Genomic DNA, 12869 nt, shown 5'->3' with positions numbered 1-12869 from the left:
CAAGTTAACGCGCTTGCCCAAGTGCATAATCCGAAGAACCCACCCCTAATAAGCCAATCAAAGGGTTCACAAGTTAACGCTCTTGCCCAAGTGCATAAACCGAAGAACCCACCCCCAATAAGCCAATCAAAGGGTTCACGAGCCTTAGCTATTGCTCAAATACATCATCCTAAAACCCAATTTCAATAAACTTTCCCGAACACTTTGAACAACAAGGAGTAACAGAAATGGCACTTATTAATGGCACCAACTTCGATGACAACGGTATCGACAAACCAAAGCTAATTGGAACCGATCCTATATTGATAGAAGTCCCCAATAGCCCCCCTATATTAATAAAGTCGGGAGATGACTCAATCTATGGCTACGCAGGCAACGACGTATTGTCGGGTCTTGGTGGAAACGACAAATTGTACGGTGGCACTGGCAACGACGACCTGCGGGGCGAGGCTGGCAACGACAATTTGTGGGGCGAGGCTGGCAACGACTATCTGAATGGCGGCACTGGCAACGACAATTTGTACGGCGGCACTGGCAACGACAATTTGTGGGGCGAGGCTGGCAACGACTATCTGAATGGCGGTATTGGCAAGGATTACCTTAACGGTTTCAGCAACGGCACCGAATATGACACCCTCACAGGCGGCGCTGACGCGGACAAGTTCGTGCTGGGCGCGCAATCATACTACAATTTCTACACCGGATCTGGTTTCGCCTTAATTACAGACTTTAACTCATTAGAAGGCGATAAAATCGCACTCTTTGAGACTCTAGATAAATACACTCTGGTGTCTGGAGACTTCGGGTATGGCAACGCTGCTCTAGATACTAAGATATTGTTCGGAAATGATGAAATTGGTGTGTTGCAAGACATCACCAATGTCAAAGCAACAGACTTCATCCTTGGCGATCCGTTTCCTGGCTAAGCTGATAACCCTCTGCCTGGTTCAACTTAGCCGTAGTATTTGACGGCGCTACAAAAGTTATGGCAGAGGGAATAAATCAAGTTTTAACGATTCCGAACAATGTAGTAGCGATCGCACAGGTCGCTCAATCTCTACGTTCTAATTTTGAACAACAAGGAGTAACTGAAATGACAATTATTAATGGAACACCTTTCAATGACGATGGTACTTTCAATAACGGTCAATTACGACCCAAGTTAGTTGGTAAAGATCCTGAATTCATGCAAACCCCCAATGGCCCTGTATTAACGCTAGGAGATGACTCAATCTATGGCTATGCAGGCAACGACATATTGTCGGGTCTTGGTGGAAATGACTATCTAGATGGTGGGTTTAACAACGACGTTCTCGATGGTGGCGCTGGTAATGACACTTTATATGGCGGCGTTGGCTACGATTATCTAGTTGGTGGCCCTGGTAACGATCGGCTGATTGGCGGTACTTTAGACGATGCTTTACTTGGTGGTACGGGCAACGACATTCTCTTAGGCGGAAGCGGTAACGATCAACTTATTGGTTACGGCTTTGGGCAAAATGAATTCGACATTCTCACGGGTGGCATTGGAAAGGACACCTTCGTGTTGGGTGATATAAATAGCGTTTACCACCTCGGAAATGGCTACGCCACAATTACGGACTTTAGTTTAGTTGAAACCGATAAAATCCAAATCAAAGGGGTTCTAAAAGACGGTTATTCGCTTGGGCTTGGCAACTGGGAAGGTAGCAATGTCCAAGACACGGGAATCTTCTACAAGGGTGATTTGATTGGTGTTGTTCAAGACCAAAATATTACCAATATCAACCCAAATCAGGTGTTCATCTCCGCATCTAATGCGCTCTAATACCTAATTTTATTAACCAACAACATTACTTGGAGAATCATCATGGATAACAACATTCAAAACCAAAGCCTCTCAGTTGTACGGTCTGTAACATCCCTCGTCCTTGCCACCTTGATGCCAGTATCTTTTTCCTCCGCAATGGCAATTTTAGGTAAGACTTCTCAAGTTTTGGCTAACCCCTTAACATCACAGCAGGTCGATCGCCTGCAAATCAATGAAGTAATTACTTCCCCATCTTCGATTGTCGGCAACTGGAAAGGGAATCTTTATTCTCAAGGTGATGATGCCTTAACTTCTGTTGAAATGGTTATCGAACAGGGAAAAAACCAGCAAGGAACATGGAAATTTATAGGAGAAAAAAATACTCCTTTTGAAAGTGGTGCAGTAGTTGCCTCTGTAGGTGCTAATAATGTAACTTTGGAATTTAAGCAAAAAAACAAAAAACCTAGTTGGTTTTTCAAATGCAAACTTCCAAACAAGACCAACCTTTCTTGCGAACAGGTTAATAATACATCGACGAAGCTCACTTTGAAAAAGATTTAGCTTAACTCGCGAGAAGTCCCACGTCTTACCCGAAGGGGAGCGTGGGATGAATATTCGCTTCGCTGCTTCCGCTTCGCTATCGCGGGTCAACAGAGGTACGGAGTTGACCAAATCAACTAATCGCTAGGTCGATCTTGATTCTCAATATAATGCTGTAGAGCATTTTCTCCCCCTGTCTGGCTTTCGCAGGAATGAAACCTTCTGCCTTCTGCCTCTTTCAAAACATTTCTCGTTTCGATACCACTAATTCACTCAAGGATAGTTACATGATTGACGATTTTAGTTTGCCGCCCACAGTTATTAGAGTTTTAATCGTTGGCGATAAAAACTCACAGTTCACACTCGATTTTAGCGAAGGAGATGTTGGATTGTCAGAATTAATTAAAGCTCTTGAAACTAATTCTGTCAATCTCGGATTGTATGTGGATTTCAAGATAACCAAAGTTCATCGGGCTAAAGTAGATGATAGTGAGGTTAAGACTGATTTTCGGTTTAATAAACCAGAAATGTTCAATCCCAAAGATTATGACGAAATCTGGTTCTTTGGAATGTCCCGATTTGTAGATCCAAAAGATCCAGAATTTAAGGATTCATTATCTTTGAAGGATGACGAATTGAGAATTATTTCTCAGTTTATGGATAATGGCGGAGGAGTTTTTGCCACAGGAGATCATCAAGATATAGGAAATGGACTATGCGCCCGTATACCTCGCATCAGAAGTATGCGGAAATGGTATTTTCCCGATCCTGGACTAAATGGAGAACCTGTAGCTCCACCAGTTGGAGTTCCAGGGATGGAGGAAAATCAAGATCAAGGTCAAGATTCGTCTACAAGGCATGACACATTGAGGGCAGGAGACGATTTAAAATATCAATTTGATGACCAATCGGATGATATTCCCCAGCAAATTATTCCCAAAATGTACCAAACTAAATATTGGAATAATGAGGGGATTTTCATAAAACGCTATCCTCATCCTTTGCTCTCCAAATCTCGCGGTGTAATCAAAGTTCTTCCGGATCATATGCACGAGGGCGAATGCTATGTTCCAGAGGATTTAACGAAAACTTTTCCCTTTGATGGATACACCACAACCGAGTATCCTATTTTGCCAAAGACTGGTAAACCCCTAAAACCAGAAGTGATTGCGGAAGCGATAGTGATTGGAGGTCACAAGGATGAATACTCCAGTCTGCCGACAACAGCAAAGATTTTTGGTGTCTTGGGAGCTTATGACGGACATAAAGTTAATGTCGGAAGAGTTGCGGTGGATTCAACTTGGCATCACTTCGTTAACATCAATGTCATCGGCGAGTGGCCTCATAATGACCCAAAGTCCAAAAAGCATCAAGGCTTTAATTATTCTGATAATGGCAATTCTGATAAAGGCAAAAAAGTTTACCAGGATATCAAAACCTACTGGCGTAATCTTGGTGTTTGGCTGGCTCCTAAAAAAATCCAAAAATCAATACTTGCAACAGCCTTATGGAGAATACGTTGGAGTCAACCGCTAGCAGAGGAATTGTCGTCCAGAACAGTTCAAAAAGGCTTGAGTCGTGAAGGAATATTATACCTGGGTCGTGTAGCACGATATTCCTTGAATAATATTTCTTCTGAAGAGCAAGTAATTCAGTGGATCATTCCTTACCTTACTGAAATAGAGGATATTGTCGATCCCTGGTGGGGTAATTCAGAGTCAGCTCCGGATTTAGTTTTTGATGTGATTGTCAACTCGGTACTTGGAGGTATGATTTTATCAATTGCCAAAGAGTTTCCCGAACGCAGTCAAGAAAATAAACTGAGAGCTGAAAGAGAGTTAAACCGAGTTTTAGATTCGGGAGTTTATTTAGGAATTAAAGCTGCTCAAGAAACATTGCAAATCTCAGTCAGGCAAATAGAAAACATCAGTTCTCAGATTGAAAAATCTGCAAAAGTTACACCGAATAATTCTCTGCAATAGCTATTGATTAGTTTAAGGAGCAAGCAAGTTAAAATGGTTTGCTCCTTGCCAAAACTGGTCAATAGTTAAACATAGAGATGAGTTTGCCATCACAATAAATTATTGTCAACTACGAAGGCTAGAAACAGATGACGAAATTATCCCCTTTTAATCCCACTCATAAAGATTTACCGAAAGATAGCGGAGTCTGTAAATTAAACAATTTCGCCCTCTTTGAAGGGCCAGATATTACAGATATAACGGACAAACCAGATCCAGGTTGTCCCGAAGCCATTAATAAGCTCGAAAAGTACAAAGGGAAGTGGAATTGGTGGTGCCTTGCTGGGGTCGCACGCGGCGATGTTGATGAACAATCGGTTTGAGCAGAACGGCGGTGTTGGCGGTGTCGGCGTGAAGATTCAGCCATCGGCGACAGGAACTCGGATGGTGTCCAACGTTATTAGCGGCAACAAGGTGCTTGACACATCGAAAAAATCTGAAACGCAGCGGTGGGGAGACATTGAAACAGCGTGATTGCCAGCGTGCCGATCGCTCTGGACTCTCAAAACAAGAGGAATTATTCTTTCATAAACCTTTCCAAAATGGAAACCCATCCCCTTTAGGGGTGGGAGGAATTTTTGCGGCTGTCGAACGCCGTGAATCGTTTTTTTCCATTACCGCCTTGGGGCTGTTTAGTTCGGTGTGATGAAAGTGATGTACTTTCGATGGGACAATTACCATCTCAAACCTCACAACCCTGTACGCATAATGATTTGCTCTTTCGAGCCTCCCTTGCGGGGTAAAGTTAGCTTCGCCAATGTTTTGAGAGCTTGTTAAGCTTGCAGCACTGTTTCAGTGACCTTAAAACTGTTTAACTGCAAACGACAGGGCAGGGGACTAGCTTCGCATCCGCCTGGTGTCTTGACTCAAAAAACGTAGACCTCGAAAGTCTTAGGCTGGTCAGTATGGCTTGTTTTGACTTTCGCCTTGCAAGCCCATCCCCTTTAGGGGTGGGTTACTGACTCCTCATGAGCGAATGCCTACGGCACGCTACGCGCTTGTGTCCAGCACTATCACTATGGCTTTGCGCGATCGCCCTTTCAGTCTACAGAAAACTGAGGGCGATCGCCAAATAGACATCCAGACGCGCAATCACTCCCAAAGCTTACTGAGCGCTGACGGCCGCATAACACTTACCAGTAACGGTACTGTATCCGGTGATGCCCTCTTCAGAGCTGGCAGCGATTTCTCAATTGCCACACTTCAAGGTAGCCCCGGCAACTTTGCAAGTTCAGGCGGTTCTACGATCGTCTCAGGCGGAAACGTCTCTTTTGGTAATTACGCAGGCGGTTCTCTGGGAGTGCAAGCAAAAGGCGCGCATCCGGTGATATCGCTATCAGTTCCGCATCTAGCGATCAACCGCAGTTAGTTTTTACGGCTGGCAACCTACCCACTCCCCTCACTGGAAACAGCACTTTAGCACCCGCCAGTTCTTCACCTGCCAGCATTCAAGTTGGCAATATCGCGATCGCAGGTTCAGTTTTTTTAGGCGCTGCAAACAGCATTCAAGCAGCATTCATTACTTCTCAGCTTGAAAGGTTTGGCTGAGGAAGAAACTTTGTTCCCTTTGCAGCGTTGCAAGATACTTCGGGAAACTACTTGATAGAAAAACATACAATTTTAACAGCACCTTCAATTCAAGTGCTGTCTTTAACAAAGAAACAGCAACAGCTTGCTTCGGGAAAAGGTGCGGTCGTCGTTGGGAATCCTACCATGCCAAGTGTTGCCTTTACGACGAACCAACCTCCTCAAAAACTAGCATCACTCCCACACGCTGAAGCCGAAGCGATCGCGATCGCTCAGCTTTTGAATGTTGAACCGCTCACAGGCGACAAAGCGACAAAAGTAGCAGTTTTACAGCAAATAGAGCGATCGCGCATCGTGCATTTAGCAACTCACAGCATCCTGGATGACGTAGGGGGATTGCTACGCTACCTTTGCCCCTACATAAAAACCTTTTCTGTGCCTTAATAAGTTTAGTAGAACTACCCAGGATTCGGTTTCATGGCCACTAGGGCATAACTTGGGGATTCTGAGTTAGCATCGCCAAACCAGAAGTATCTACAACACCGTGTTCTAGATCTCAACGAGGAAGCCAAAATGTCGAGCTTACGATGTCAGGATATCATTGATAAATTCTGCATATTATATGCTTGCAGAAGTGACAACGGTTATGCCAGCTTTAAGTCATCAATTCAAAAGCCATTAAGAAGCAGAATGGAGAAGCTAGTTCAGTTACATCCCGAATGGGAAGATAGCCATTACATTCAATATTTTGGGGGAACCATTGACGATGATTCAAAATCCGAGTCTGAACGGCAGTTTGCTCATTTGCATTTAGTTGCTTATTTTGATCTAGCTCGATGTCACTTTGTCCAGCAATTTTCTCGCAAATTTCCATTTCCTACAGCAACTTGTATCAAGTTTTTCGATCTAACGAGTGATTTCCTATATAACCGAGAAAAGCTGAAGAAATGCCTTAAGGGGTACAATTTTCAAGATGCTAGAGGTGCCAATCTAAAAACCTATCTACAAGGTGCGCTAAGGAATATCATCCTAGACCAGATAAACTGTGAATCTCCTTGGCATCTGTTGTGTGATGTAGATTTAAGCAGCCGAAGAAAGTTTAATAATGAGCAACAAAAACTACGAGAAGCTCTGTTAAGACACGGAATAATTGAGCCGAATATTACTCAATACATCTTTGCTTGGCAATACTTCGTACCAATTTACAAAAACAATAGAGTTCATAATCCTAATACAAGAAACGTTAGAAGGTGGCCGGAGCCTGAGCTACCAGATTTTGAAGAAACTGCCAGAGACTACAACTCCAACCGATTTCAGCCTGATGCACCTCTACAGGTGTCTTCTAGTCCAGAAGTAAAGCCTGAGATGATAAAAAAATGGATGAATATCTGCATTGAGGCGTTACAACACTATCCAAGACTCGTTGAAATTTCCCGCGATGCAGATAGTTATGAAAAACACTACGAGCCGTCTGTGAATCCTTGGGAACCTTTAGAGTTGGAAGAGAACCCAGTAGATTTTCTACAACAGGCTGATTTGGTGTTTGGGGAGGAAATACAGCGGATTAATAATAGCCTGGAAAAAATTCGCAGCAAGATTCCACAGGGAGTCCGCAAGGCAGTTATGCCACTTTGCTACCCCCATGAGTTTTCTCTTCTAGTTCAAGAGCAATTTGCAAGTAAAGTTGGGATAAACCAAGGAACAGTTGCACGTTATATATCAAACATCTATAAAACTCCCCTACTAAGTAAATTGGAAACTTTAATTACTGAAATCATGAAAACTACACCTCAAGTCTGGGCGCAAAGATATGTAGAAAAATTTTTAGAGGAAAGATTCTCGAATCCCAGTCGATCAGATTTAATTGAAGGAGCTTTAATTGATTCTATCGACACCCTTGATAACTCAAAACAAACTATTTTACGACTCCGCTACGGACAGAGAATGAATGTGGAAGAAATCGCTGATTATTTGAGGAGGGTAAAAATAGCGGAATCGGCTGAAGTTACTCAAGAACTGAGTACAGCTAAAAACGAATTACAAGAGGCAGTCATCACGCAACTAAATAATCTTAAGCTAGATTGCGTTCATTCATGGTTAAAAAGGTACTATCAACAGATCGTTCACATTCAAGTGTTAGAAGCATTTAAAAAATTAGAAGTTCCTCTGCAAGAATTGATACAAATGCGATATTGTCAGAGAATAGCTGAACAACAACTAGCCATTCTTAGACCGAACTGGAATGTAAAACAAGCAATTAGCAATGCCAAACAGAAGTTGCAGATTTCTTTGCTCCAGTGGGTTTATGATGCTTTCAGTCTTTCTCTAGATGCAGAACAAGAACAGGTCAGTGAGGTAGTTGAAGTTTGGTTAAAAACTTTGTATTCCGTTGAATTGTAAGCAATAGTAGGAAAAACGAATTATGTTTAGTTTGCGAGAATTATCAACTCTTTATCCCGAACAGCTTTGGTTAAAGCTATCAGTTAAGCTTCAAGAAAAAGCATGGCAGCGAGCGCAACGCCATTCCAATGCGGCTGCCCGCTGTAATGCTTATCTCAATGACCTCTGCATGAATACTTTTGTTCCCTGGCTGGAGGCTTGGCTTGAAGAAGAGCAACCAGCAGAAGAAAATAGTACCTTTCAACCAAGTTATATCAGCATATTTCCAGAATCATCCTTACCAAGTCTCTGGGAATTTGTTAATGGCAGCGTCATCCAACTAGGTAAGACTCGACTGGCACTTATTCCCAGTGAAAGTAATGATTTGGAGGAGTGTTGCATTCCTCAAGAGTGGGTCGATTTTCCTAGCTGGAGAGCCGATTATTATCTTGCAGTACAAGTGAGTGTAGACAATCAGAATGAATCCTGGATGCGGCTGTCTGGATATGTCTCCCATCAGAATCTTAAGAAAAAAGGGATATACGATGAAAGCGATCGCGCCTACTATATCGCTCAGCAACATTTAGTGGAAGACCTAACCATGATGTTGCTAGAACCCGAGCCAGTTCTCAATAAACAAATACAGGTAGAATCGGCATCGAATTTGTCAAAAGAAACAGCAAGCAACTTGTTGGAAAAACTAGGAAAATCATCGGTTTATTTTCCTCGGACTGCTGTTAGTTTTGAACAGTGGGCAGCGTTGCTGGCTAACGAGCAATGGAGGCAAGAGTTATACGAGCGACGGTTAGGGCAATTTGTTGCAGCGGGGACACATAAGCAAACCTCTATTAACTTAGGGCAATGGTTCCAAGAGGTATTTGAGGCGGGTTGGCAATCCCTTGATACACTTTTAAATACAGGCTCGGGAAATTTAGCCTTTAGTTTCAGACAAGGTAGACCTTCTGTTACAGAGGTTAGAAAGGTTTTTGTTGAGGGAATTAAGCTGATTGATTTGGGAATGGAACTGGAGAATCAATCGGTGGCGCTGCTGGTTGGTTTAGCACCAGAGACTGAGCAAAGAGTGGGGATTCGAGTGCAACTCTATCCCGCAGGTGGACAAACTTACCTGCCTTCCAATATCAAACTAATTTTGCTTTCTCAATCCGGAGCAACGCTTCAAGAATACAAAGCGCGAACTCAAGATAGCTTGATTCAACTGAAACGATTTACCTGTCCGATGGGAAAATCCTTCAGTGTTAAAGTGGCTTTTGATGATTTCAGTATTACGGAAGATTTTGTGATTGAACCGCTTGCTGGAAGAGAGCCATGAGTAATTTGGTTGTCCTGAACCTAGGAAAGGGTGACTTGCACAACGGCTTTCCTTTTGTCATAGCTTGGCTACAATCTCAGAATACTCCCCAGAGTCGGCAAATTACGGGCAGCTTACCAGCAGATCCAGATATTCTAGACCTATACCGTCGTTGGCAATTGCTTTATGAGTTACTCTATCAGGCTCGCTCTCTGACAATACGCAGGCGTCAACCTCAACCAATCGATGAAGACATTGAAATTGATGACTCCGACGTGACTCACGTTTGTGATGCCGATTTTTATGAAGTAAGTCAAGAGTTACAAAACCGAATTGATACTTGGCTCGATTCTGAGGGATTTAGCGACATCTCCCGCCAACTATATAAGCAACTAAACTCAGCGCAAGAAATTCGAGTCATTATTCAAACTGAAGACAACCAACTCAGAAAATTACCCTGGTATACTTGGCGATTTTTTAGGGATTACCCACTGGCAGAAGTCTCCTTAAGTCCCCTCAATTTTGAACCCGGAAAAGCCGCCCAAAATTCTGCTAAGCAAGTGAGGATATTGGCGATTCTAGGCGATTCTGCGGGAATTGATATTGAAGCCGATAAGCGATTGCTGGAGAAATTAAAAGACGCACAAACGGTATTTTTAGTAGAACCCCAGCGCCGGGAATTAAATGAGCAGCTTTGGGATAGCCAGGGATGGGACATCCTTTTTTTTGCTGGGCATAGTTCGACGCAAGCTGATGGCGGTTCGGGTCAGATTTATATAAATCCTACCGAGAGTTTAACAATTACTCAGTTAAAAAATGCTCTGAATGAAGCGATCGCACGCGGTTTGCAACTGGCGATTTTTAACTCGTGTGATGGGTTGGGATTAGCACGGCAGTTGGCGGATTTGCACATCCCTCAAATGATTGTAATGCGGGAACCCGTGCCAGATTTGGTGGCACAGGAGTTTTTGAAATACTTTCTTACAGAGTTTGCTGGCGGTCGCTCGTTCGATCTAGCTGTGCGGAAAGCGCGGGAAAGGTTGCAAGGGATAGAGGGAGAATTTCCCGGTGCTAGCTGGTTACCAGTGACTTTTCAGAATCCGGCTGAGGTGCCACCCAATTGGAACGATTTCCTCAATGAACCAGAATCACCAACTGACTCTCCCCAACCGATACGCCAGCCAACCCCAACCTCTCCCCAACCGATAGGCCAGCCAACCCCAACCTCGTCAAGGCAGCGTGGTTTGTGGCGGGTGCTGTTGGCTAGTTTGGCAGTCACCGGCTTGGTGATGGGTGGACGTGCATTTGGTTTATTACAGTCGTGGGAACTCAAGGCTTTCGACCAGTTGGTGAGATTACGCCCTAATGAAAGGCAGGATTCGCGTCTTTTAGTCGTCACCATAACGGAAGCGGATTTTCAGCTTCCCGAACAGAAATCCCGCAAAGGCTCACTATCGGATTTAGCACTAGCCAGACTCTTAGAGAAACTGGAGTCCTATCAACCGCGAGCCATTGGTTTAGATATCTATCGCGATTTCCCTGTAGACCCTAACCAGCCCGAATTAGCTACCCGCCTGAAAAACAGCAATCGCATTTTCGCCATTTGCAAAGTCAGCGAACGGAAGCTCAACGAACCAGGCATTTCATCCCCTCCTGAAATTCCGACAGAACGCCAGGGTTTTAGTGATTTAGTCAAAGACCCTGATGGTATTATCCGTCGCCATCTCATCGCAATGAACCCAAACGCCAAATCTGCTTGTACCACACCAAACGCCTTGAGTGCCCAGCTAGCCTTTCGTTATCTAAAGGCGGAGGGGATTGAAGCCAAATACACTAATAAAAATCAATTGCAGGTCGGTAAGGTTATTTTCAAGCGGTTACAAGTGCCGATGGGAGGCTATCAAAAAGTCGATGACTCTGGTTACCAAATACTACTCAATTACCGCCCCGTCCACTACCGCTCTCCCGTTGGCGATACAGTAACGCTAAACGACATACTCACAGATAAGGTTCCGCCTGATGCGGTGAAGGATCGAATTGTCTTGATCGGCGTTACTGCTCAAAGTGACGGTGATTATTTTCCCACGCCATACAGTGCGGGTCAGGAGATTTACCAGGAAATGCCAGGAGTAATCGTTCATGCCCAAATGGTTAGTCAGATTCTCAGTGCTGTTCTCAATGAGCGCCCCTTGTTGTGGGTCTGGTCTCAGTGGGGTGAAACGTTATGGGTCTGGGGTTGGTCTTTGTTCGGAGGCGTACTAGCGTGGCGCATTCGGAATTCCCTGCACTTAGGACTGGCAGGGGGAGCTGCCCTTGGAGTTTTATACGGACTTAGCTTTGGTCTAATCTGCCAGGGCGGTTGGGTGCCACTTGTCCCTTCGGCGTTGGCTTTGGTCGTCACCGGAGGGAGCGTAGTAAGCAATTCACGCATTCAAAAGGTAAAACCTAACGTAAGCTATGACTAAGTTAAAATTGCTTGTTCAACCGATTAAACTTGCCTTTGCTATCAGTTTAGTATCCTTCGGCTTTTCTTCAGCACAAGCACAAGCTGCTAAATCTGCAATTGTTGGATCGAGCCCTCCAACTATAAATGACGCACCGAGTCGCCTGTTCAATGCACAATTAAACACCTCGTTGATTTTCAACGCGCCCCCACCACCTAGTGACCTTGGTGAACCAGGGAGTCGCGCTGGAGGAGGAAGACGTAACCCCTGCAAGGTTGATGAAAAGCAACTCAAGGCATTGGTTCCAGTTTATAAAATTCCAGAATCAGAATTGGTCTTGGGATTTACGAACGCCGAGCATCCCACCTTTTGGTTTTATGTTCCTTATTCCGGCTGTCCCTTAGAGTTTGTCCTGAAAGATGAGAAGGACAATGATGTCTACCAGACCACTTTAACGGTGTCTGACACGCTACCCGGTGTTATCAGTGTTCGCCTTCCGTCCAGCGTGGCATCTCTAGAAATTGGCAAAAGATATCGCTGGTATTTCTCCGTACTCAATCCGCAAAAGCAAAATGAGGTTTTGGATTCCGTAGATGGTTGGGTGCAAAGAGAGCCACTGAACGTTACTCTTCAAAGTCAGTTAGAGGCCGCACGCCCACAGCAGCGTGTCGCCCTATATGCTGCCAATGGTTTTTGGCACGAGGCTTTGACTGCTGCCTCTGAGCTTCGCCGCACCGATGCCAACAGTAATGATTGGGGTGTCCTTCTGCGAGCGGTGGGCTTGGATGATGTTGCCTCAGAGCCAATACTGGAGTGCTGCCAGCCCAAACGTTAATTTTGAATTTTGAATTTACGATGCA

General features: G+C 44.3%; 11 protein-coding genes and 1 pseudogene. All 12 read left to right on the top strand.

Annotation, left to right across the window (positions count from 1 at the left end; all coding sequences use genetic code 11):
• Window positions 1–227: 227 nt before the first annotated feature.
• The 12 genes and pseudogenes from PN499_RS23575 to PN499_RS23520 all read left to right on the top strand — a co-directional run bounded on the left by PN499_RS23575 (window position 228) and on the right by PN499_RS23520 (window position 12844).
• Window positions 228–926 (top strand): calcium-binding protein, encoded by a 699-nt coding sequence (locus tag PN499_RS23575; protein WP_272035157.1) that lies wholly within the window; start codon window positions 228–230, stop codon window positions 924–926.
• Window positions 927–985: 59 nt separating this feature from the next.
• Entirely contained in the window at window positions 986–1807 is an 822-nt protein-coding gene (locus tag PN499_RS23570; RefSeq protein WP_272035156.1) for a calcium-binding protein, read from the top strand.
• Between the two features lie 42 nt (window positions 1808–1849).
• A complete protein-coding gene (locus PN499_RS23565) occupies window positions 1850–2350 on the top strand; it encodes a hypothetical protein (protein WP_272035155.1) in 501 nt (166 codons plus the stop codon).
• 266 nt (window positions 2351–2616) lie between these two features.
• Window positions 2617–4311 carry a hypothetical protein gene (locus PN499_RS23560; RefSeq protein ID WP_272035154.1) on the top strand — a complete coding sequence of 565 codons (1695 nt, stop codon included), beginning with the start codon at window positions 2617–2619 and terminating at the stop codon, window positions 4309–4311.
• Between the two features lie 128 nt (window positions 4312–4439).
• Window positions 4440–4673, top strand: a complete 234-nt coding sequence (locus PN499_RS23555) for a hypothetical protein (RefSeq protein WP_272035153.1) — start codon at window positions 4440–4442, stop codon at window positions 4671–4673.
• A 95-nt stretch (window positions 4674–4768) separates the two neighbouring features.
• Window positions 4769–4996, top strand: coding sequence for a hypothetical protein (locus PN499_RS23550; protein ID WP_272035152.1), 228 nt, complete (start codon window positions 4769–4771; stop codon window positions 4994–4996).
• A 330-nt stretch (window positions 4997–5326) separates the two neighbouring features.
• Window positions 5327–5719, top strand: coding sequence for a hypothetical protein (locus PN499_RS23545; RefSeq protein ID WP_272035151.1), 393 nt, complete (start codon window positions 5327–5329; stop codon window positions 5717–5719).
• Window positions 5720–5916: 197 nt separating this feature from the next.
• Window positions 5917–6321 (top strand): annotated as a pseudogene (locus tag PN499_RS23540) (CHAT domain-containing protein); the annotation flags it as partial.
• Between the two features lie 129 nt (window positions 6322–6450).
• Entirely contained in the window at window positions 6451–8277 is a 1827-nt protein-coding gene (locus PN499_RS23535; protein WP_272035149.1) for a hypothetical protein, read from the top strand.
• A 22-nt stretch (window positions 8278–8299) separates the two neighbouring features.
• Window positions 8300–9586 carry a DUF1822 family protein gene (locus tag PN499_RS23530; protein WP_272035147.1) on the top strand — a complete coding sequence of 429 codons (1287 nt, stop codon included), beginning with the start codon at window positions 8300–8302 and terminating at the stop codon, window positions 9584–9586.
• Window positions 9583–12030 (top strand): CHASE2 domain-containing protein, encoded by a 2448-nt coding sequence (locus tag PN499_RS23525; RefSeq protein WP_272035145.1) that lies wholly within the window; start codon window positions 9583–9585, stop codon window positions 12028–12030. The genes PN499_RS23530 and PN499_RS23525 overlap by 4 nt, the downstream gene beginning before the upstream one ends.
• A gap of 7 nt (window positions 12031–12037) precedes the next feature.
• Window positions 12038–12844: a DUF928 domain-containing protein gene (locus PN499_RS23520; RefSeq protein WP_272035143.1), complete on the top strand. Its 807-nt coding sequence runs from the start codon at window positions 12038–12040 to the stop codon at window positions 12842–12844.
• Window positions 12845–12869 lie beyond the last annotated feature (25 nt).

The organism is Kamptonema animale CS-326 (genome assembly GCF_028330895.1).
Lineage (GTDB): Bacteria > Cyanobacteriota > Cyanobacteriia > Cyanobacteriales > Microcoleaceae > Kamptonema > Kamptonema formosum.
Note: the sequence above shows the minus strand (reverse complement) of the source record. Positions and strands in the feature narration are given on the sequence as shown.